This is a genomic window from Mucilaginibacter myungsuensis, from assembly GCF_015222005.1.
Classification (GTDB): Bacteria; Bacteroidota; Bacteroidia; order Sphingobacteriales; family Sphingobacteriaceae; genus Mucilaginibacter; species Mucilaginibacter myungsuensis.
Genome location: NZ_JADFFL010000005.1, coordinates 286,844 through 309,003, shown reverse-complemented (window position 1 = coordinate 309,003; position 22,160 = coordinate 286,844). Strand labels below are relative to the sequence as shown.

Here is a 22,160-nt window from a genome sequence, read left to right as displayed (position 1 = left end):
TATGGAAGCGACCAAATTGAAATACACGATCATCAGATCAAGGGATCAATACGACACCTATTGCAGAAGTTTAGAGGAATTATTAGACTCAAATATCGATGAGGCCGTTCAGGATGAGATCGACCTGCTTACTTTGCTGATCGAGACCTATGATGAAGCCCATAATACTTTTACAGAACTCGACCCCGTCGCCTTGTTAAGGTCATTTATGGCAGAACATCATTTAAGGCCCCAACAGTTAGTTGAACTATTGGGAGTAAGTAAAGGTTATGTTTCTGACATTCTGAACTATAAAAAGGGCTTATCAAAAGATGTGATCCGGAAACTGGCAACTCATTTCAAAGTCAGGCAGGAAGCTTTTAACCGGCCTTATAAACTAAAAACTGTAAGCGCCCAACCTGAGTTAAATTCAGGAGTTATCAATAAACCATTAGCACAACAATCAGCCAAGCATTAATAACCACAATAATGGGAACACGAGAGCAAAATATCAACACGTTCGAAGAAATACGTGATCAATATATCGGTCCAATGGGATCGCCCGAGCGTAAGGATCATGACAGAGGATTTGAACTATTCATGGTCGGCGTCAGCATCGCCCAGGCAAGAGAAGCGCAGGGACTAACACAAGAACAATTGGCAAAGAAGTGCGGTATTGCTAAAGCCGTCGTTAATAAGGCCGAAATGGAGGCCGAAAATGTCAAGATCTCAGTACTCCAAAATATTATTGAGAATGGTCTTGGCGGACGTTTACAGTTGTCAGTTCAATTCTAACAGGAATTTTTTTAAAGCATATAGATATTTCAAAACTGCACCATGATCTCTACCCGGTATCGCGTTCTGTAAGGAGGTGCCGGTAAGCGGGACATGGTGATTTTGATACTTGCGTTGTTTTAGGGTCCTGTGTGATCACGGTTTCCAAAAACTGCCGGTTCTTATCTCCCCACTGGTTCAGGGCATCAATGATCGGCATTAATGACCAGCCTATCTCTGTTAATGAATACTCTACTTTAGGTGGCAATTGCGGATAGATCTTTTTTTCTACCATGCCATGCTCCTCCAACTCTTTCAACTGCACTGTCAGCACCCTGCGGGTCACCCCCTGCAATAAACGCAAGATCTCACTGGGCCTTTTTACGTCCATAGAGATAGCATTCAGTAAGGCTGGCTTCCATTTACCGTTCAAAACCTCTTTGGTCAGATGTAAACCACAGTCAATGGTCAACGGGATCTTTCTTTCGTACATACACTGTTTCTCCTGATCCAAAAATAGGTATTGTATCCCATTTCGATATAAGGGATAAAATTATCCCTATGCTATTAGTTTCTCCCTTATTGCGATGCAGCAGCGGATGCCCGAGGTTTGCTCAAAAAAACAATGGAAAATTCAATACAGCCGCTATTAGAAGAATATCAGTTAGGTGATCTGCGATTAAAGAACAGGGTGGTCATGGCGCCAATGACCCGGGGTCGTGCCACCAATGCAGACCTTATTCCTACACCACTTATGGCTGAATATTACGCCCAACGGGCATCGGCAGGTTTAATAATTACCGAAGGTACCTGGGTAAGTTCAAAAGCTATCGGCTTCATTAACGTCCCCGGCATCTATACAAAAGAGCAAACCGGAGGATGGAGACTGGTCACTAAAGCCGTACATGACAAAGGCGGATCGATCTTTTCACAACTTGGCCATATCGGCTCTGCATCTCATCCTGATCATCTTAACGGAGAGTTGCCTGCCGGGCCTTCCGCCATTAATCCGCGAACGCAATCTTTTACGCCGGAAGGGTTTAAAGATACACTGACACCACGCGAGTTAACTATTGCTGAGATCGAACAAACGATACAGGATTATAAACAAGCCGCCCAAAATGCCAAGGATGCCGGCTTCGACGGTGTTGAAATTCATGCCCAGACTGGTATGCTGATCCCGCAGTTCTTAAGTTTAGCAACTAATGAACGTACAGACCAATATGGTGGCTGTATAGAGAACCGGGCACGCATCATTTTCGAAATATTGGATGCAATTACAGAAGTTTGGGACAGCACACGGGTAGCCATCAAGTTCACACCGGTCATGTACACCCATGTAGGTATTGTTACCCCTGATGTAGAAACGATACCCATTTTCCAGTACATACTAAAAAAACTGAATGATTACGATCTCGCCTTCGTTCACGTCACAGGTCCCGCCCAGGACCTTACAGGTACTCCGGTAGAGGTTTTGCAAAACGATTATTTCAGCCATTTTCGCCACCATTATCATGGCAGATTGATCGCCAACCTTGGCTTTACGCAGCAAACCGGCAATGAGATATTGAATAGCGGCAAAGCCGATCTGGTATCTTTCGGCCAACTATTCATCGCAAACCCTGACCTGGTCGAGCGCTTTAAAGGTCAGCTCCCCCTGTCTGAAGCGGATCCGGACACGTTCTACACCGGAGAGGATAAAGGATATACTGATTATCCGGGAGCAGCTAATGATCGTGTTCTCGGATGATCAGCTGAGATGGTATTTCCTCACGAAAGTAACTAAGACTTCCAAAAAAAAACGGACAGATCAGAAATATTCCTGTATCAGTATCGCTGATACAGGAATTCACATCTATTAGCCCTTAATCATTTTTCTCGCTTGCCAAAGCCAGGTCTTTTTGTGCATCCAATGCTTCCAGGCGGGATACCAACGCCGCACGCATATCACGGTAGGCATCTCCGCCCAGAGCTAAACGCAAAGGTGCGGAAGCTATTTCGACGCTGTCGATCATGGCTTGCACTGACTTATCTACATCGCCCTTTATCGGGAAAGTCCCTGCTGCAATAGCACGTCTGACATCGCCGGCCGGTGTGTTCTCATAGGCTTCCATAATCGGAGCGGTCATCAAGCCAGCACCGAATGAGGTTTGATGTGCTCCCGGTTCAACAATGGTTACGCCAATGTTCAATGGTGCGAGTTCCTTCGCAATGGTATCGCAAAAGCCTTCAACAGCCCATTTGGTCGTATGGTAATAGCTGAAGTTAGGATAAGTGGTTTGTCCGCCTGCTGATGAAAGTTGCAGGATGCGGCCATGCCCTTGCTTTCTGAAATGTGGCAGTGCTGCCCTGATGATCTGAATAGAACCGATAATATTAGTGTTGATCTGGTGGACGATCTGTTCGTCGCTGGCTTCTTCCACCGAGCAGAATAAGCCATAGCCTGCATTATTGACCACAACATCTATTTGCCCGAAATCCGCAAATGCCTGATCGATCACCTTTTTAATCGCAGCGGTTTCTGTTACGTCCAGCACGGCTACCCGCAGATTTTCCGAATAAGCTTTTTTTAATTCATCAAGGGCGTCGGCTTTGCGAACGGTTGCCACAACGCGATCCCCTTTTGCCAACAGTTTTTCAGTGAGCACTTTGCCCAGACCGGTAGATGTCCCGGTTATAAACCACGTTTTCATAATGTATCATTCTTTATTTTATGATACAAAATTAAACGCCAATGAACCGGTCTGTTAACCAAGCGCAAACGAATACCGACCCCAATCAAACAACTATCGCAATGAAGACGGGGACTGGCCCGAATACGCCCGGAATGCCCTGGCAAAATGCGTGGGTTCTTCAAAACCCAGGCTTATACTGATCTGGCTGATGCTCCAATTGGAATGTACCAGTAAAGCGCGCGCCTCCAGCATCAGTCTTTCATTAATGAGTTGCGTAGTAGTCTTACCGGTCGTTTCTTTCAGCGCCCGGTTAAGGGAATTTGTATGTACTGATAGCTTCTCGGCAAATTGCTGTGGTGTACGCAAACTGACCTGTTGGTAAGGGTAAGCCAGCGGGAACTGACCGGCCAGTAAAGATCTGAAGGTATCGGTCAGACGTACTGACGCTGTGGAACTTTTATTTTCCGGCTCCGGCTGCAACTTTAATGCGCCATGGATACACTCCAATACGTAAAGGAACAGCAGGTCATATTTATGCGCATAGGTGGATGCTTGCTCGTTAAGCATTTTTTGGAACAGTCCGGTAAATAGCGGCTCGTCCGACTTGCTCAATTTGAATACGGATCGCGCATTGCCGTTGAATACTGCCCAATCAGCCGGTCGCAGATAGGTATGCAGGGGCAGAAAATCTTCTGTGAACATGCAAGCGTACCCGCTACAGAAACCCTGATGTACTTCCCAGCGGTACGGAACGTCGCGATTGGTAAATACAAGCGCCCATTCATCCCCATTCAGCCGGTATTCAGCACCCTGGTAAAAGTATGACGTGTTGCCCGTAACCAAAGATATTTTATAGAAATCCTTACGGCTATAGGATGCCGTCGCGGACAGGCTCTCCTCCGAAAACTCTTCTAGTCGGACGGCTGCAAAGTAACCTGCGGAAGGGTCTTTTGCGGCTAATAAACCAGGCGCGAAAACATGAATGGGCTGCGTATCGATCATGCTCAAATTTAAGAAAACTACTACGTAAAACATTTGTGTTGAAACCTCAGGGTTCGATCTTTTTACCGTCAACTATATCGACAACAGCATCTATGCGCTTATTTGAGTTCGATCTTTTTGATCTATTGTAGTTCATTGCAGTTCTTTCGGGCATTAAAATAATGCAACCACGCCCAAGGTTGTTAAATTCTGATCTTTTCAGATCCGAACTTTGATGTCCATTAAAATTTCAAGGATATGGAAAAAGGAACTGAACAAAGATCAAGGATGCCGGGGATGGTTCCCACACGTAACCAGATATTAACTCTTGGTGACCTGGAGGACTTTAAGACCGATATGTTACAGGAAGTAAAACGGATAATCAAGGAGTGCGTAAGCGGTCAGCCCGGTAAGAAGTGGTTGAAATCGGCCGAGGTCAAAAAGCTGCTCGGTATCTCACACGGCTTCTTGCAGTCGCTCCGCGACAGTGGCGTGCTCCCTTTCACTAAAATTGGTGGCTCCATCTATTACGATTACGAAGATATCACCTTCATGATGTCGGCAAATAAAGGCGCCTGATGTTTTACCGGTCGGGCATGTCGCAGTGTCCGGCCACAATTTACACTTATGCAATTCCCAACTATAAAGCGTAAAGCAAAACGTATCCCTACGGAGCAAAGAATACCTGCACAACCTGAACCGATCTGTCAAAATGGATTTGGTACAGAGATGCCGCCGCAAAAGCGTTTGGTCGAGATCTACTTTGACCAAAAGGAAATTGGTGCCCAGGCGGAAACTTTTTTCGATCATTATGAAAAGGCGAACTGGCGCAGCCGTAAAGGCACCCCTTTCCGCAACTGGAAACTATTGGCCGCAGAATGGATATTCAATTACGAGCAAGAGAAAAAGTTGCAAAAACGACAGCGTGACAACGCGCTTTATAAGATGGCAAACTAATATTTAACACCTCAACAATTTAAAAAGGTGAAAGTGAAATTAATTAAAATCGCGAGTCGGTCGAAAAGGACAAAGATTGATCATGAGTGATTTTTTAATGTGAATACCAATATTTTACCAAATTACCACCATATAAATTATCGCTTACGTCTTACATGGTCTAGTCGCTGTGATGCGAGTGATACTGGTACAGCTACGACCGATGCTGTATTTCCCTCGACAATAGCATCCGGCATACCTCTGACTCTTGATTGTTGCGGATCTTGAGCCAAGACGATACCGCCTTGCGCCTCTCTATTAATCTGGCTTCTGATAGGCAGTCCTTCCGGCACCGGAAAGCACGATACCAATACTCATTTCACGGAAATCTACTGCAAGCGATTCGAAAAAAATGTCAACGGCCCGGTTGATGATCTCATTTCCCTTCGCTGTCGCACATGAAGTACCCTATTTCTAACGGTAACAAATATATTTTCTGGCAAGACATATATGCGGTCAGGTTCGAGCGCCAGGTGGTTGCTTTCTAAAAAAGGATACAATCGAATAGAAAACGGATTTACAGGTCTATCGGTCGAGCGCCTTCTTCATATTGCAGAAATACTCAACGTTACTGCTACCGCTTTAATGCCTAATAAGCAATACTTAAGTTCTTTTTGATATGAATGCACCGGATCTATCCGGCAGCAGAAGCCGAAGCGTGGGCTGTACCGCTCATACATTTCTCTATCTCTTGCAACAGCTCTTCTACCATGAATGGCTTACGCACATAACCGTCCGCCTTGCAATCTTTCGCTATCTCCGCAATGTTAACTGCGGTCGAAAAGATGATGACCGGCACATGCAACAAAGCATGGATCTTTTTGAGTTCGTGACATAGCTGATCGCCTTGCTGCTGATTGATCCATTCATCAAGCAGTATTACATGGGGCCGTAAATTTTTAAAGCGCTCAATGGGTGTTGGTTCCGCAGCCAAAACTTCGTAACCTTCCTCACCAAGTATGAGACTTACCACATCCCGGATCAGGTTGTCATCCTCTAATAGCAGAACTTTCTTTTTCAATTACGCGGCAAGTTAAATTATCAGGGCAGGTATCAATACCTGCGCCGCGAATATAAGCAAATGCGCTGAACAAATCTTATACCGGGAGCGTGAACCAGAAAGTACTTCCTTTTCCGATCTCGCTTTCAACGCCTATCTGCCCGTTGTGACGTTCTATGATCTCTGCTGACAGGTACAAGCCGATACCGAAGCCGGAAACATATTTGGCCTGCTGATCCTCCACGCGGTAATACCGCTCAAATAGCCTTGACTGGTCTTCAGGCCTTATGCCCAACCCTTCGTCGGTTACTGTGACCTTAACCAAGCTGTTCTCAAGCGTGCAGGTCAAATTGATAACCGTTCCTTTCGGCGAATACTTGACGGCATTGCTTACCAGATTGGTAATTACCGAACCGACCTTGTCCCGGTCTGCATTAACCGTAACGTGTGAACCTGGCTGCAGCCTGATATCATGGGAGTTGACGATAAGCCGGGTTTCATCTGCGATACTTTCCAGGAGTTCATGGATCATGAACGGCTGTTTATCCAGGTGGATCTTGCCGGATTCAAGCCTGGAGATATTAAGAAAACCATTGATCATCGCACTCATCTTTCTCACCTGCTGATTTACCTTGCTTAAGGCATCTACCGAAAATTGATCTTCCTGCTTTTTTGCTTTCGATAGCAATACCTGCATGTAAGCACTGAGGGAGGTGAGCGGGGTTTTCAGTTCATGACTGGCCATCCCGATAAAATCATTTTTACGGATCTCATCGAGTTTTTGCTCAGTAATGTCCAGCACCGCCCCAACAAACCTGACCGGTTGATCCGCCTCATTGAAGTAAGCTTTCCCTTTAGCTCTTATCCAGCGAAGTTTCTGATCATCCATCCCTACTGTACGGTATTCTACGTCGTAGTCACCGTTACTGACCGATCTGATCAGGACATGATTACTGATAACATCAACGATACGATCCTTGTCATCGGGGTGCAGCCCGCCGACAAAGTCTTTTTCATAAGTTACTTCATGGTCATGGCTGATGCCAAACAAGGTGCGGCAGCGCTTGTCCCAATGCATAGTGCCCTTTATCAGGTCCAGATCAAAATTGCCAAGTTCGGCAGCGTCAAAGGCCAGTTTGAGTGAATCCTTCGTCTTCTCCAGTTCCTTTCGCGAAATTACTTGCGGGGTAACATCGATAGCGACCACCATGATCGCATTCGTTAAGCCCTGCTCGTCAAACAGAGGCTGATAAACGAAATTAACAAAAAATTCTTCAAAGCCTTCCTTATGTTCCAGTAGCACGCGGGCCTCTGCACCTTTGTAAGCTATTCCACTGGTGTAAACCTCGTCGAGTATTTTCAGATAGGCTTGCCCTTTGAGTTCCGGCAAGCCCTCCTCAAGCGAGCCACCAATAATATCAGCCTGCTTTCCCCACAAGCTTAGAATGGCGGTGTTAGCCGCTTCGATGATCAGCTCTCTTGTTCGTAGAAGGGCTATAGCTACCGGTGCATCCTGTATCAAAGAACGGAAACGCGCTTCACTTTGTCTTAATTCGCTTAACGATCTTGCAAGATCGTTCTGTATCTGACTAAGTTCCTCATTGGCGGTCACTAATTCTTCATTAGCGGCAGCGAGTTCTTCGTTCGTGGCGATGATCTCTTCGTTTAGGGATTGCTGCTCTTCATAACTTTCTTCCAGCAGCTGCCGTGATCGTACCGTGTCGGTAATATCTGCGGCTGCAACGATGATGCCTGCAACCGCACCATTTTCGTCCTTTAACGGATCATAATAAAAACTAACATATTTGGTTACACGGCCTTCGTCGGTGTCTAAGTGAAATACTTCTTCTTCCTGTCCGTAAGGTTTTCCGGTAACATAAACGCCTTTGAGCAAGGCAGGGAACGGCTGGTCGACCAGTTCAGGCAGCAATTCTAAAAGGCGCCGGCCCAGGATGTCTTCCAATGATCTGTCCCATAACGCGGCCAGTTGGTCATTCGCCACTTCGATCATGTAGTCGCTTCCCCGCAGGATCATCAGCGGGTAATGTGAGGTCATGACCAGATTACGCAGGTCGCGTTCTGTTCTTTGCGATCGTTTTCTTGCTTCGACTAACTCAGTTACTTCATAAACAAACGCCATAATGCCCTCGACCTCTCCGGTCTCATCGCGTCGTGGCTCATAATAAAAGTTAAAATAGCGATCGGTAAGCTCCTGGCTTTCCGGTGTAGTGGTCGGTATATACAGTTCCTTACCCTCGTACGGTTCGCCGGTGCGATAAACGTTCCTTAGAATATCACCTATGGGTTGCTCTTTGATCTCCGGTAATGCTTCGAATATCGGACGTCCAAGCAGTACACGTTCTGGCAGCAATTCCTGGAAAGGCCCGTTGACCAGTTCAAATATCAGTTCGGGACCTGTAAGTACGCAGATACCTGCCGGAGCCTGCATGAAAAATCTTTTCAGCTTATCTCTTTCCGCGGCAAGGTCTTCCGTACGGCGCTCCACACGCTCTTCGAGTTCTTCGTTGAGTTTATTCAGGTGCTCCTGGGTAATTAGCAACTCCTCATTGATCGCCGCCAGTTCTTCGTTAGCCGCCGCCAGTTCTTCATTTAGTGCCTGTTCATTATGATAGGCTTCACTCAGTTCGTAAGCCAGCGCATTGTTTAAGATCGTCCCGATATGCATACCTACTGTTTGGAGGAAGTTGCGGTAGTCTTCGTCCATACGTTTTCTCGCTGAAACCCCGCATAGCAAGTGGCCCTTAAATCTGGCTTTGCCTTTAGCGATGGGAACGAACAGTATTTCGGTTACCGCCTCCGGCCAGTGATTGTTCACAGGTTCTGCAAGAATTGATCGTGCATCGTGAAGATCGAAATTAGCATCAGACGGATTTTCTAAAAGGTGGGCTGCCAGTTGATGTATATTTAGCGGCGACAGCCCACTTGATATAATTAGATGTAACGGTTCCTCATCTTTTGAGCCGTATAACGCAAAGAATGGTATGTCCGCATCAGCGTTTTCAAGTATTTCTTTGATCAGGTTTAATGCCTCTTCTACATCTTGAGAGGCATATTTGTTGTTCATCAACTGTGCTATCAGCTTATTCCGGCGGGCGTTGATCACCTTAAAGGTTGTTTCGATCACCGCGTTGAAAACACCGCCGACGGAACCGTCCCTGTCTTTTATCGGAGAAAGGGTATAATCAAAATAGCATTCTTCCGTATACCCAAAACGATGCATATATAAAGGCGCATCGGGACGTCGATACGAGCGCCCCTTATACAATACGGATTCAAACTCCTCTTTCAATCCGTCCCATATTTCCGGCCATACTTCTTGGCCGGGTCTGCCTAAAGCCCAGGGGTGCTTCTCACCCGGGATCTCGCTCCACGGAGCATTATAGATCAGGCTGAAATCAGCTCCCCAGTAAATAGCTATTGGAAACCCGGAGTTAAGAACGATGCTCACCGCTGAGGTAAGACTGTCAGGCCAGGTATCCGGTGATCCAAAACTAGTTCTTGACCATTCTGTATTGCGGATCAATTCGCCGAGTCCTTCGCCGCCTTCCAGAAATGAGTATGTTGATGCCACTACAGTTATATTATAAATTAACTTTTGAATCCCGACCGCAAAATAACGACTTTTTAGAAAAAACCACCAGAAACATTATTACTCCTCTATCCGAGGCCTCGTCAATCGTGAATTGCTCAAAAATGCCTTAACACTTGAAGAAAAATGATACCACTCTTTCCAACGTTGTCATAAACCAAATTTCAAGTTGGCGAATTTTGTCACTTACCGATCAAATTATTACTTCAAATTCAATATTATGGCAAAGATCATCACCATAGCCCATCAAAAAGGTGGCGTAGGAAAAAGTACCTTAGCGATCAATATCGCGCTGTGTTTCAAAGATCAATTATCTGTTGCGCTTGTGGACACTGATCTCCAGGGCAGCCTTTATCATATTCGTGGGGAATTTCCGGAACTGGCCATTATAAGTTCAGATAGTTTCGACGACATTGAAAAATTGGCGTATGACCTCATCATTATTGATACGCCGCCGTACCTGTCCAGCAGGTTGCCGGATCTTTTTCGCTTATCGGATTTCATACTCGTTCCTACCAAAGCAGGTTTTTTCGACGTAATGGCGATCCGTTCAACCATTGCTATGATCGATGATGCAATGAAGGCAGTACCGGATATAAAAGCGGGCATCGTGTTAAACATGGTAAAGCCCCGCTCAGGGATCACGAATGAAGTTGCGGAACTCATCAGAACGATGGATGTTGCGCTGCTAAACACCATCATCCATGACCGGGTGAGTATCGCCCGCTCGGCCATGACTTCAGGCATTCTGCAAAGCACCGACCAGAAAGCCAGGGATGAGATCACCGCCCTCGCGGAAGAGGTTGTTGACATGATCAGCGCATAGCTTTTTTATTTCTCTACCATTCTATAATTGTAAAGATCTGCATTTATAAAAAGGTAGAATGCTATGATCATAGCAATGCAGAAATATAGAAAGCTATAACTCTACAATTCTATACGGCGGGCTTATAATATAGAACTCTATATTTCTATAACGGGTAGGTACGGCATTTAGAATTCTATAACTATAGAACACAGGCGTTATGGATAACTATAAAAACAAATTGGGGGATCTGGCCAATAAGCTGATGAAAGAACGCCCCGCGACACCCGTTCAACAAGTGCTGCCGGTAAGGACAGGGACGCTGGAAAAAGCCCCCGAAGTGCAGTTCAATAATTGGATACCAAAGGCACTGCTGAAGCGCGTAAAAGCTTACGGCGTGGAGTACGATCTGTCGCTGAAAGACATCAACATACTAGCGCTTGAGGCATACCTGGATCAAAAGGCGAAGCCTGAGCAAACAACAAAAAAGGCCATTTAAACTACTTATAGCAGGATGAAACTGCCCGCTTCGCAGCAGTTAGCAAGATGTACAATTGTGTCACAATTGAATCTTGCCCGCCGCGCCGGAGTTGCGCGGGTCCAGGTAAATCTCCTCCGAAGTCGGATCTTTTAAAACAACGATCATGAGTACACCTGAAGAAAATCGTACGCGCTGGTATAATATCAGGCTTAAGCCGGATGAGTATCAGATACTGAACAGCAAGTTCAAAAAAACGCCTTTCAGAAAGCTCAGTGAATACATGCGCAGTGTTTTGCTGGAGAAACCTGTCACCGTCTATTACAGGGACAAAGCGATAGATGATATGCTGGAGGAAATGGTGCTGCTGCGTCAGGAGCTTAACGCCATCGGCAATAACCTCAATCAGGCCGTCCGCAATATCAATGCGGCGCATGGGCATGCAGACAGTCGTCTGTGGGCGAACCTCCTGGGTGTAGTGAACAGCAAACTCGAACCATCCATTTCGCTGATCAAAGATAAAATGAACCAATACGCCGATATATGGTCGCAAAAATTAAAAGCGGGAAAAGCCTGATCGGTGCACTCAACTATAATGAGAACAAGGTCAAGAAGCAAAAGGCCGTGCTGATCGCTGCCGTCAAATATTTTAAAGAAGCCAAAGACCTGTCTTTTAGCGATAAGCTTTTGAGGCTTACGGATATGGCAGCAATGAATACCCGGGCCAAAACGAACGCCGTCCATATTTCGCTAAACTTCCCTAACGGTGAAAATTTAAACGACGAAAAACTTGGTATGATTGCCGGAGATTACATGTTGGGGATCGGCTTTGGTCAACAACCGTTTCTCGTTTACCGCCATGAGGATGCTGGTCATCCGCACATTCACATCGTGACGACCAACATCAAACGCGATGGCCAACGTATCAACCTGCATTATCTCGGTCAGAATGAATCGGAAAGAACACGAAAGGCGATAGAGATCAGTTACGGGTTAGCGAAAGCTGGCGATCAGCAAAAGCAGCGTGAAGTTATCAAAATGCAACCAAGAGTGGCGGAGTATGGCAAGGCTGAAACCAAAAGGGCAATAACCAATATTCTGGATTACACGATCAGGACATACAAATTCACCAGTGTCCCTGAATTGAACGCTGTCCTTGGACAATTCAACATCATGGCCGACCGGGGCGCTAAAGATTCCCGAATGTTCGCTCACGATGGCCTGGTCTACTGGATGCTGAACAGTAAAGGTAAAAAGACCGGCGTACCCATCAAGGCAAGCTCGATCTACGGTAAACCGACCTTAAAGGCATTGGGTGAGAAATTCCGCCTGAACGAAGGCCTGAGAAAACCTTTCAAGGCCGCGTTGATCGGGAAGATCGATCAAACATTGAAAAGGCCTCAAACTGCCGATAGCTTTATTAAGGAAATGAGCAAGTTGAACATCAACGTCATCCTGCGAAGAAATAATGACGGGAGGATCTATGGCGTGACCTTCCTGGATCAACAGAACAAAGTTGTGTTTAATGGCAGCGACCTTGGCAAAGCCTATAGTGCCAATTTATTAAGTGCACACTTTCTGCCTGATAGTGCCGGGGTCAAAGAGAAGTTTTCCACGCAGGCGATGGATGAACCGATACTACGACATGCCCCCCCGGCCAATGGCGAGACAATGCTGGGTGCCTTGTTCGAGGCTGAATATCAGGATCTCGCGGCGCTGAAAAGATTCAAAAAAAAGAAACGCAAAGGATTAAAACAATAAACTATGGCAACCGGAGAGAACGAACAAGCTTTACGCAGGATCATCGATTTTACAAGGCTACTCAGCATCACGATCCTGATCATTCATTTTTATTTGTCTTGCTATGTCTTTTTTGCTGAGCACGGGCTTACGCACAAGATAGTTGATCATGTGGTTCTGCCGATCTCGAAATTAGGCATCTTTAAAGCGCTATGGCTTGCTAAATGTGCCGCACTGCTTTTACTCATCGTGTCGCTTGTCGGCAGCAAAGGCAAACGTGACGAAAAGATCAGGCCCGGAACTGTTTTGACCTATTGTGTAACAGGGCTGCTTTTTTACTTTTTGAGTAATTATTTCATTCCTATGCCGATGCTTTATATGGGCGCTACCGCCTTCGGTTACCTGCTGTTCATGAATGGTGGAAGCCTTTTGTTCAGGATGTTAAAACTGAAACTGGCATCCGACATTTTTAACCGTGAGAATGAAACTTTCCCGCAGGAAGAGCGTCACCTCGAAAATGAATACTCTTTCAACCTGCCTGCAAAATACAGGTTCAAAGGTAAAGAACGTGATAGCTGGATCAATGTGATCAATCCTTTCCGGGGCACGCTTGTCGGCGGAAGTCCGGGTGCAGGTAAATCCTATTTTGTGATACGGCATATCATCACCCAACATATCAGAAAAGGATTCTCGATGCTTATCTATGATTTCAAATATGATGACCTCAGCAGGATCGCTTATAACGCACTACGTGAACATGGCGGGCGGTCATTCTATGTGATCAACTTTGAGCATATCATGCACCGCAGTAATCCATTGGAACCTGAAACGATGCTCGATCTAACTGATGCAATGGAAGCTGCACGAACTATCATGCTTGGCTTGAACCGGGAATGGATCAAAAAGCAAGGTGATTTTTTTGTGGAATCCCCAATCAACTTTGTTACGGCTCTGATCTGGTTCCTGAAGAAATATGAAGGCGGCCGTTATTGTACTTTACCTCACGCTATCGAATTGTCCCTGGTCGATTATAAAGATCTCTTCGACTTGCTGACCAGTGAACCTGAAATAGAAGTTTTGATCAACCCTTTTATTTCGGCCTGGAGAAATGAAGCGTTTGAACAACTCGAAGGTCAGATCGCCAGTGCGAAGATCAGCTTGGCAAGGTTGAGTTCTCCGCAATTATATTACGTGCTGAGCGGAAGCGATTTTTCGCTCGATATCAACAACCCTGATGATCCTAAAGTGGTTTGTCTCGCTAACAACCCGCAAAAATCACAGACCTATGGGGCCGTACTTTCATTATATGTGAACAGGATCAATAAATTGGTGAACCGGAAGGGTCAGCAGAAATGCAGTCTGATCTTCGACGAATTTCCAACCATCTACTTTAATGGAATCGATAACCTGATCGCAACGGCGCGATCCAACAAAGTAGCCGTTACCTTAGCTGTGCAGGATTACAGTCAGCTGAAAAAGGATTATGGTCGAGAGCAGGCCGAAGTGATCATGAATATCGTCGGCAATATCATATGTGGGCAGGTTACCGGAGATACCGCGAAGCAACTGTCAGAAAGATTTGGCAAGATAAATCAGCAGAAAGAAAGCATATCGATTAACAGCAGTGATACATCGGTCAGTCGGTCCACTCAATTGGAATACGCTGTTCCAGCCTCCCGGATAGCAGGACTCTCCTCCGGCGAATTTGTAGGGATGGTAGCGGACGACCCGACTAATAAGATCGATCTGAAGACATTTCATTGTGAAATACAAAATGACCATGATGCCATCCGCGCGGAAGAAGAAGCATACCATCCCATCCCGCAGATCAGAACTGCTGTCAAAGCGGATGTCATTACAAACTATCATAGGATCAAAGCAGATATACGCTTTATCGTCGATAACCCACAATAAATCAATTTGAAACTATCGCAGTTATCTATTGTTATAATTAAAATATTTACCTAATAAATACATATCATGGCAAGCAAAGGAACAACAACAGATCGAAAAAAAGTGAATTCCGGTGAAAAGTATGAAGTGAAGTACGAAGCCGAAAAATTAGGTATCAGCACCCAGGCGCTGGTTGGTGCAAAAAGAGCAACCGGCTCCAACGATCGTAAGGTTATCGAAAAATATCTTACAGATAAGAAAAAGAAATAGCCGAATAGAATTTTATACAATAAGCCCCGCAAGGAGCTTTGTTGTCAACGACTCTGTAAAATATGAATCGAAAGATCAAAGCCAACGCTCCAGACAGCCGTACTGTTGACATCGACGATGCCTACGCTCTTGAATTTTGGGCCAGGGAATTCAATGTTTCACAGGATAAAGTAAAAGCTGCCGTAATCGCTGCCGGTACAGCTGCTCCGGACGTTAAACGCCAACTTAAAAAATAACGTAATGAGCCTGACCGAATACGCAGAAAAAAGGGATTTTAAAAAAACCTCGGAACCTAAAGCCGGCAAAAGCAAGGATAAAGATCATCTGATCTTCGTCGTACAAAAACATGACGCAAGCAGGCTGCATTATGACTTTCGGCTGGAAATGGAAGGCGTATTGAAAAGTTGGGCGGTTCCCAAGGGCCCGAGCTTGGATCCAAAGATCAAGCATTTGGCCATGATGGTCGAGGACCACCCGTTTGATTACCTGAATTTCGAAGGCATCATTCCAAAGGGCGAATATGGCGGCGGCACAGTGATCGTCTGGGACGAAGGAACATACGAGCCTATTGAACCGATCAAGGGAAAGAAAGCCCAGGAAAAACATTTATTAAAGCAACTGGCTTCCGGCCAGCTGAAGATCAAATTGCATGGCGAGAAGCTGAACGGGGAATTTGCGCTGGTAAAAACCCATGGGATGGGCGAGAACGGCTGGTTAATGATCAAACATAAGGATGAGTTCGCAACAGATAAGGACATCACTAAAAAAGACAGATCGGTGCTTTCCGGCAAGACCATCGATGAAATGGCTAAGAGTAGCGAAAAGGTTTGGCAGAACGGACATGAAGAGGACGTGGTGCCCGACGAAGATCTGGCGGAAGAAGTAGAAGCCGAAGAAGCACCGGAGATCGATACGCAAACCATCTTGAAATCTGCGCCGAAAGCTAAAGTTCCGGCGAAGCTCAAACCGATGAAAGCAACCTTGGTTGACGAACCCTTTAATGAGCCTGGTTGGCTATATGAGGTCAAATGGGACGGCTACCGTGCTATTGCCAATATACAGAAAGACGATGTAACACTCATTTCCCGCAATAACCTCCCTTTTGAAAAATATTACCCGATCAACGATGCGCTAAAGCAATGGAATATGAATGCCGTACTCGACGGTGAGTTGTTGGTGCTGAATGAAAAAGGGATATCTGATTTCGGTGCGATGCAGAATTGGCGAAGTGAAGCCGATGGCAACCTCGTCTTTTACATTTTCGATATTCTCTGGTACGAAGGCAAAAACCTGATGGGACTGCCGCTGATCGAGCGACAAGCTATTCTGCGATCCATTTTGCCAACGGATAACGAGCACATCCGGCAAAGCAAAGTATTCGATGCGAACGGCATTGAGTTTTTTGCTGCGGCTGAGCGCATGGGCCTGGAAGGCATCATCGCCAAAAAGGCAGATAGTGTTTACACATCCGACCTGCGCTCCAAAGAATGGCTGAAGGTAAAAGTGCAGCGCCGTCAGGAAGTTGTTATTGCAGGCTATACCAAAAACGAAGGGACCGGCAAGTCTTTTAGTGCTTTGATCCTGGGTGTTTACGATAACAAAGGCGACCTGCAATTTGTTGGCAAGGTCGGCACGGGCTTTTCGGATAAATTGCAAAAAGAGATGATGGCGCAATTCAAGCCACTTATTACAGGTAATAGCCCGTTCGATTATGAAGTGGATGTCGATAAACCGACACGATTCCGCCCGAAACGTATGAGCGCAAAGCCTACCTGGTTAAAACCGGAACTGGTTTGCGAGGTCGGTTTTGCCGAGGTCACCAGTGACGGCGTTTTCCGGCAAGCCTCTTTTAAAGGTATGCGGACGGATAAGCACGCAAAAGATGTGGTGCTGGAAAAAGCAGCACATACAGAAGAAACCGTAGCGGAGGCCAAGGATGCCGCAAAGCCGGCAGAAAAAGAAACGACGAAAGCATCATCTAAAAGATCGACCGCTTCATCTAAAAAGACCGATCTCAAACTGCAGCCGGTTAAGAACATGGAGCGTAAAACCCTGGTTAATCCTACCGAGGATACACAGACGAAAAAGGTTTGCGGTCATGACCTTAAATTCAATCACGTTACCAAACTTTACTGGCCGGAGGATAAGCTCACCAAGGGGGACATGCTGAATTACTATTACAAGGTCGGCGAATACATGATGCCATACCTCAAGGACCGGCCCATGTCACTGAACAGGTTTCCCGGTGGGATACACGGACAAAGCTTTTACCAGAAGAACGTGACCGATAAAGCTCCGGACTGGGCGAAAACATTCGATCATGTAACAGATGAAGGAAAGGTTACCAAGTATCTAGTCGGTACCGACGAAGCAAGCTTACTATGGATGAATTCTTTAGGTTGTATCGAGATCAATCCCTGGTTCAGCAGAGCGCAGACACCTGATAATCCGGATTATTGCGTGATCGACCTTGACCCAGATAAACATACTTATGACCAGGTGGTCGAAGCCGCGCGCCTGGTTAAAGATATACTCGATGCCATCGATGTACCCAGCTATCCAAAAACCTCCGGGTCGACAGGCATGCACATCTATATCCCCCTGGGCGGCAAATACAGCTACCAGCAGTCACAGATATTTGCCAACATCGTTGTCAAACACGTACATGAACAGATCCCGGATTACACCAGCCTGGAACGCAGCATCGCGGCCCGCAAAGGCAAAATGTACCTGGATTATTTACAGAACCGGCCGGGTGCGACGATAGCAGGCCCATATTCGCTGCGGCCCAAGCCGGGTGCCACCGTTTCTATGCCACTCAGTTGGGACGAGGTTAAGCCGGGGCTGACGATACAGCATTTTAACATTCACAATGCACTGGATCGCCTCAAAGAGACCGGCGACCTTTTTAACGGTGTCTTAGACGAAGGCATTGATCTGGAGAAAACATTAAAAAAGGCGCAGGCCACATTAAAATAACATGAAAAAACTAACAAGCAGTATTATCGGCGGTATCGCCGGTGCGGTAGCATTGAATATTCTTCACCAGGCTGTTAAGGAATTCTTACACGAGGCGCCCAGAGTTGATCTCGTCGGCGAAGAAGCATTGTCTAAAGGCATGGAGACGGCAGGGATCGAGCCGCCTACCGGTGATCAATTATTTGCAGCGACGATGGCCGCCGATCTGCTAAGCAATGCGGTTTATTATAGCCTGATAGGTTTTGGTAAAAAGAAACAACTACCGTGGATCGGTGCCGTAAGCGGGATGGCAGCCGGAGTTGGCGCATTAACACTGACCAAGCCCCTGGGCCTTAGCGATGCCCCGGTCAACCGTAAGACAGCGACCAAAATAATGACCGTCGCCTGGTACACTTTTGGTGGCGTTGTAGCAGGTTCCATCATCAAAGTATTACGAAAAAAATAGATCAGCATGAAAAAACCGATCACCGCAAAACAGCATTCTCTTATCGATTACGCCCTTGTCGGAGCGTTACTTACAGTACCAAGTTTATTGAAGCTGAACAAAACTGCAAAACGTATCTACGCAGCGGAAGCATTGGTATTATTGCCTTATGTTGCACTTACCAAACAACCTGTTGCGATCAAAGGATTAATTCCTTTCAAGACCCATGGCAAGATAGATCCGTTCAATATCGGTCAGTTCGCTATACAGACATTTTTCAAACCCTTTCACCGTACAAAAAAAGCGCTGCTGTTCAATATCGCTTTTACAGCAATGGCGGGACTGACCGTTTTGCTTACTGACTGGAAGAGCAGCGATTAACCGCGCGTTTTCTTCTAGTCTGTTTTCATGGCGGCATAGGTTTGATGATGCTCCGCAGCCTTCCACTTGGCATAGAAGATCGCGTCGGCTTTCGCCTTTACTTGCTCGCCCGTTCCGCGTTCTAATAACGCGTACTTGTTTTCCGCGTCATATTTTCGACCACCCTTGTAATTGGCGTGTCGTCGGGCACGGGTGTAACCCATTTGCAAATATTTCCGCGCCATATCTGCACCGACAAAATCATTACTTGCCAAATAATCCAAAAACTGAACGTAGATCTTATCACTGCTCTCGACAGCGATCACCTCGGTTTTAGAACGCCAGTTCTGACCGATCTCGCTCTTATATGGTTCACAGATCAATACGCCCTGTTCTCCTTTTCCTATGCGGTATAGTTCCGGATGTTTACGGTAATCGACGTCGGGTTTCCAAGCGTATTTTTCATTGTTGAAATTCGGGCAGGTCGGCGTACCTTTTCTCATAAATGTTTTGCCAGATAAGGGGCCGTCCGGCTTTGCTTGTTTTTGATGATATCTGCTGGTTTCCCTTCGGCAACAACTTTACCACCTGCTTCACCTGCACCAGGCCCGATATCGATTACCCAGTCGCTTGCCGCAATTACCTCCATGTCGTGCTCCACCAATATTACCGTATTTCCGGCATCAACGAGGCGGTTGAGTTGCAGCAGCAAACGCTCTACATCGGATGGGTGAAGGCCGGTAGTCGGTTCATCCAGGATGTAAAGGGTTTGGCCATGCTGGGCGCGCTGTAATTCAGTGGCAAGTTTGATGCGCTGCGCCTCGCCGCCGCTCAGCTCAGTAGCTGGTTGTCCCAGCCGCAGATAGCCTAAGCCCACTTCTCGGACTACTTCTAATGCCCGGCTGATCGCAGGCTCTTCATCGAAGAAATTTGCTGCTTCATCAACGGTCAGTCCAAGTACTTCAGCAATATTTTTGTCTTTGTACTGCACTTCCAGTGTTTTGGGATTATAGCGCGTACCCCCACAGGTCGGACAAGGTGTATATACACTTGGCAGGAAAAGCAGCTCCACCATGACCATTCCTTCCCCCTCACAATGCGGGCATCGGCCTTTGGCTACATTGAATGAAAAACGCCCGGCATCGAATTTACGCGCTTTAGCCGCCGGGGTTGCGGCAAATAATTTGCGTACATGATCGAACAGACCGGTATAGGTGGCCAGGTTGGAACGCGGCGTGCGACCAATGGGTTTTTGATCGACCACAACTAATCTTTTGATGGCTTGTATGCCGCTAACGATATGGCCGCCTGTGGTTTGTATTTCGGTTTGTTCCAATGGGTCAGCCTCTGTATCTCCGGTTATATCAACCTGTAAACCGAGCTGTTCAGCTACCAGTTCCACCAATACCTGGCTGACGAGGCTGCTCTTACCAGAGCCTGATACCCCGGTCACACTCGTCAAGACGCTCAAAGGAAAGGCTACGTTCAAGTTTAATAGATTATTGCGGCTAATACCTTCTAGTTTTAACCAATCTGTTGCAATACGCGGATCACTTACACCTTTAACCGCATCCTCATAAATGTAATGACGGGTCAATGATTCTTTGACATTCCTTAAGCCCTCCGGTACGCCGCTATATAAAATGTACCCTCCTTTTTCGCCGGCTGCGGGGCCAACATCCACGATCCAGTCCGCGTGACGTATCACATCGATCTCATGCTCGACCACGAATAAAGAATTGCCTGAAGCTTTCAATTTATTCAAAGCGCGTAACAAAGCTTCCGTATCAGCAGGGTGCAAACCTGCCGATGGTTCATCCAAAACATAGACGACCCCGAAAAGGTTAGATCGTACTTGTGTGGCCAACCTTAACCGCTGCAATTCGCCCGGGGATAAAGTCGGCGTGCTTCTCTCTACGGTCAGGTAACCCAATCCAAGGTCAAGCATTACCTGCAAACGTGCGACAAAATCTTCCGCGATGCGTTTGGCAACCACTACTTTTTCCGGATGTGCAGCTGCCATTTTCTTTAGAGTAGCAGCCTCGCCCTTGGCGTAAGGCCCGAAGATAGCTGCCAGCTTATCCAGCGATAGCCTTGATAGTTCTGCAATATCATAACCTGCAAATTTGACCGATAAAGATTCCTGCCGAAGCCGCTTGCCATAACAAAGCGGGCATTCGCTGCTCAGCATGTACTGGCTGACCCGTTTCTTCATCAGTGCGCTTTGGGAGTTGGCAAACGTATGCCGCACGTAACGGCGGGCACCGGTAAACGTTCCCATATAATCGGGCTGCCGCTTATTCTTGATAAAGCGCTGGATCTCCTCGTGCGTATGACCGGAGTAGACCGGCACCACCGGCTGTTCCTCAGTAAACAGTATCCAATCACGGTCTTTTTTGGGGAGGTCCTTCCAGGGGATATCAATATTATAACCCATGGTGGTCAGGATATCACGCTGATTCTGACCTTGCCAGGCCGAGGGCCAGGCGGCGATAGCTTTTTCACGAATGGTCAGCTTATCATCGGGTACCATTGTTTTTTCTGTAATATCATATATACGTCCCAGGCCATGGCATTCGGTGCAGGCACCTTCTGGTGTATTGGGCGAAAAAGATTCGGCGTAGATGATCCCTTGCCCTTCAGGGTAATCCCCGGCTCGGGAATACAGCATCCGGAGTAAATTAGATAAAGTAGTAACGCTGCCTACTGATGATCGTGTGCTGGCGGCACCCCGCTGCTGCTGTAAGGCAACGGCTGGAGGCAAGCCTTCGATCTCGTCCACTTCCGGTATAGCCATTTGATTGAACAAACGGCGGGCATAGGGAGATACCGATTCCAGATAACGGCGTTGCGCCTCTGCGTAGAGCGTACCAAAAGCAAGGGATGATTTACCCGAGCCGGAGATGCCGGTGAACACGACCAGCGCATCGCGTGGAATGTCCAGGTTCACATTTTTCAGATTATGTTCGCGTGCGCCGCGCACCCGGACAAAGCCGGAAAGGTCGGTTTCTTTTTTAGACATGCAATTTAAACGGGTAACTGAGGCCTAAGTTTTAATGGTCATTGATTAGTTATAGACTTGGATATATAATGTAGCATGCGCTTCTTTACCATGCCAAATATGATGGCTTCATGTATTATTCAGATGTTTGATCGTCATCGAAGCAAATGATCCAAAATATCCTAATAATATTAA

24 protein-coding genes are annotated in these 22,160 nt (G+C 46.6%); 15 read left to right on the top strand and 9 right to left on the bottom strand.

Translation table 11 applies throughout. The annotated features are described in order from the left end of the window. Position 1 precedes the first annotated feature (1 nt). Positions 2-457: a helix-turn-helix domain-containing protein gene (locus IRJ16_RS15055; protein ID WP_194112425.1), complete on the top strand. Its 456-nt coding sequence runs from the start codon at positions 2-4 to the stop codon at positions 455-457. A gap of 11 nt (positions 458-468) precedes the next feature. Further along, the gene (locus tag IRJ16_RS15050) at positions 469-774 is read left to right on the top strand and encodes a helix-turn-helix domain-containing protein (protein ID WP_194112424.1); all 306 of its coding nucleotides are present in this window, start codon (positions 469-471) and stop codon (positions 772-774) included. Positions 775-823: 49 nt separating this feature from the next. Here the strand turns inward: IRJ16_RS15050 and IRJ16_RS15045 are convergent, their stop codons facing one another. Further along, positions 824-1,246, bottom strand: coding sequence for a winged helix-turn-helix transcriptional regulator (locus IRJ16_RS15045; RefSeq protein ID WP_194112423.1), 423 nt, complete (start codon positions 1,244-1,246; stop codon positions 824-826). Positions 1,247-1,378: 132 nt separating this feature from the next. Between IRJ16_RS15045 and IRJ16_RS15040 the strand changes: the two genes are divergently transcribed. Beyond that, positions 1,379-2,503, top strand: a complete 1,125-nt coding sequence (locus tag IRJ16_RS15040; RefSeq protein WP_194112422.1) for an alkene reductase — start codon at positions 1,379-1,381, stop codon at positions 2,501-2,503. Positions 2,504-2,618: 115 nt separating this feature from the next. Here IRJ16_RS15040 and IRJ16_RS15035 read toward each other — a convergent pair whose 3' ends face one another. Together IRJ16_RS15035 and IRJ16_RS15030 are read right to left on the bottom strand one after the other, a co-directional pair. After that, on the bottom strand, positions 2,619-3,446 hold the full coding sequence (locus IRJ16_RS15035) for an SDR family oxidoreductase (RefSeq protein WP_228080186.1): 828 nt from the start codon (positions 3,444-3,446) through the stop codon (positions 2,619-2,621). Between the two features lie 93 nt (positions 3,447-3,539). Next, positions 3,540-4,430: a helix-turn-helix domain-containing protein gene (locus IRJ16_RS15030; RefSeq protein WP_194112421.1), complete on the bottom strand. Its 891-nt coding sequence runs from the start codon at positions 4,428-4,430 to the stop codon at positions 3,540-3,542. A gap of 237 nt (positions 4,431-4,667) precedes the next feature. Here IRJ16_RS15030 and IRJ16_RS15025 point away from each other — a divergent pair, with 237 nt between their 5' ends. Together IRJ16_RS15025 and IRJ16_RS15020 are read left to right on the top strand one after the other, a co-directional pair. Next, complete coding sequence (locus IRJ16_RS15025) at positions 4,668-4,988, top strand: helix-turn-helix domain-containing protein (RefSeq protein ID WP_228080183.1); 321 nt, start codon at positions 4,668-4,670, stop codon at positions 4,986-4,988. 48 nt (positions 4,989-5,036) lie between these two features. After that, on the top strand, positions 5,037-5,366 hold the full coding sequence (locus IRJ16_RS15020; RefSeq protein ID WP_194112420.1) for a hypothetical protein: 330 nt from the start codon (positions 5,037-5,039) through the stop codon (positions 5,364-5,366). 137 nt (positions 5,367-5,503) lie between these two features. Here the strand turns inward: IRJ16_RS15020 and IRJ16_RS23210 are convergent, their stop codons facing one another. The 4 genes from IRJ16_RS23210 to IRJ16_RS15000 all read right to left on the bottom strand — a co-directional run bounded on the left by IRJ16_RS23210 (position 5,504) and on the right by IRJ16_RS15000 (position 9,997). After that, positions 5,504-5,698, bottom strand: a complete 195-nt coding sequence (locus IRJ16_RS23210) for a chemotaxis protein CheB (protein WP_194112419.1) — start codon at positions 5,696-5,698, stop codon at positions 5,504-5,506. Beyond that, positions 5,664-5,777 carry a chemotaxis protein CheB gene (locus IRJ16_RS23205; protein WP_353959042.1) on the bottom strand — a complete coding sequence of 38 codons (114 nt, stop codon included), beginning with the start codon at positions 5,775-5,777 and terminating at the stop codon, positions 5,664-5,666. The genes IRJ16_RS23210 and IRJ16_RS23205 overlap by 35 nt, the downstream gene beginning before the upstream one ends. 262 nt (positions 5,778-6,039) lie before the next feature. After that, positions 6,040-6,426 carry a response regulator gene (locus IRJ16_RS15005; RefSeq protein ID WP_194112418.1) on the bottom strand — a complete coding sequence of 129 codons (387 nt, stop codon included), beginning with the start codon at positions 6,424-6,426 and terminating at the stop codon, positions 6,040-6,042. 76 nt (positions 6,427-6,502) lie between these two features. Then, positions 6,503-9,997 (bottom strand): PAS domain-containing protein, encoded by a 3,495-nt coding sequence (locus tag IRJ16_RS15000; protein WP_194112417.1) that lies wholly within the window; start codon positions 9,995-9,997, stop codon positions 6,503-6,505. A gap of 238 nt (positions 9,998-10,235) precedes the next feature. On the opposite strand from IRJ16_RS15000, the gene IRJ16_RS14995 reads away from it, so the two are divergent. The 10 genes from IRJ16_RS14995 to IRJ16_RS14950 all read left to right on the top strand — a co-directional run bounded on the left by IRJ16_RS14995 (position 10,236) and on the right by IRJ16_RS14950 (position 18,985). After that, positions 10,236-10,841, top strand: coding sequence for a ParA family protein (locus IRJ16_RS14995; protein ID WP_194112416.1), 606 nt, complete (start codon positions 10,236-10,238; stop codon positions 10,839-10,841). A 199-nt stretch (positions 10,842-11,040) separates the two neighbouring features. Beyond that, positions 11,041-11,319, top strand: coding sequence for a hypothetical protein (locus IRJ16_RS14990; RefSeq protein WP_194112415.1), 279 nt, complete (start codon positions 11,041-11,043; stop codon positions 11,317-11,319). A 145-nt stretch (positions 11,320-11,464) separates the two neighbouring features. Further along, positions 11,465-11,875, top strand: coding sequence for a plasmid mobilization protein (locus tag IRJ16_RS14985; RefSeq protein ID WP_194112414.1), 411 nt, complete (start codon positions 11,465-11,467; stop codon positions 11,873-11,875). Beyond that, complete coding sequence (locus IRJ16_RS14980) at positions 11,842-13,059, top strand: relaxase/mobilization nuclease domain-containing protein (protein WP_194112413.1); 1,218 nt, start codon at positions 11,842-11,844, stop codon at positions 13,057-13,059. Before IRJ16_RS14985 ends, IRJ16_RS14980 begins: the two co-directional genes overlap by 34 nt. A 3-nt stretch (positions 13,060-13,062) precedes the next feature. Further along, positions 13,063-14,952 (top strand): conjugal transfer protein MobC, encoded by a 1,890-nt coding sequence (mobC, locus tag IRJ16_RS14975; RefSeq protein ID WP_194112412.1) that lies wholly within the window; start codon positions 13,063-13,065, stop codon positions 14,950-14,952. Positions 14,953-15,018: 66 nt separating this feature from the next. After that, complete coding sequence (locus IRJ16_RS14970; RefSeq protein ID WP_194112411.1) at positions 15,019-15,201, top strand: DUF3606 domain-containing protein; 183 nt, start codon at positions 15,019-15,021, stop codon at positions 15,199-15,201. A gap of 62 nt (positions 15,202-15,263) precedes the next feature. Then, positions 15,264-15,437 (top strand): DUF3606 domain-containing protein, encoded by a 174-nt coding sequence (locus tag IRJ16_RS14965; RefSeq protein WP_194112410.1) that lies wholly within the window; start codon positions 15,264-15,266, stop codon positions 15,435-15,437. A gap of 4 nt (positions 15,438-15,441) precedes the next feature. Beyond that, positions 15,442-18,180, top strand: a complete 2,739-nt coding sequence (gene ligD, locus IRJ16_RS14960) for a DNA ligase D (RefSeq protein WP_194112409.1) — start codon at positions 15,442-15,444, stop codon at positions 18,178-18,180. A 1-nt stretch (position 18,181) separates the two neighbouring features. Continuing rightward, positions 18,182-18,625, top strand: a complete 444-nt coding sequence (locus IRJ16_RS14955; RefSeq protein ID WP_194112408.1) for a hypothetical protein — start codon at positions 18,182-18,184, stop codon at positions 18,623-18,625. Between the two features lie 6 nt (positions 18,626-18,631). Beyond that, positions 18,632-18,985: a hypothetical protein gene (locus IRJ16_RS14950; RefSeq protein WP_194112407.1), complete on the top strand. Its 354-nt coding sequence runs from the start codon at positions 18,632-18,634 to the stop codon at positions 18,983-18,985. 14 nt (positions 18,986-18,999) lie between these two features. Here IRJ16_RS14950 and IRJ16_RS14945 read toward each other — a convergent pair whose 3' ends face one another. Continuing rightward, complete coding sequence (locus IRJ16_RS14945; RefSeq protein ID WP_194112406.1) at positions 19,000-19,467, bottom strand: DUF4385 domain-containing protein; 468 nt, start codon at positions 19,465-19,467, stop codon at positions 19,000-19,002. Continuing rightward, positions 19,464-21,986, bottom strand: coding sequence for an excinuclease ABC subunit UvrA (uvrA, locus tag IRJ16_RS14940; protein ID WP_194112405.1), 2,523 nt, complete (start codon positions 21,984-21,986; stop codon positions 19,464-19,466). Before uvrA ends, IRJ16_RS14945 begins: the two co-directional genes overlap by 4 nt. Positions 21,987-22,160 lie beyond the last annotated feature (174 nt).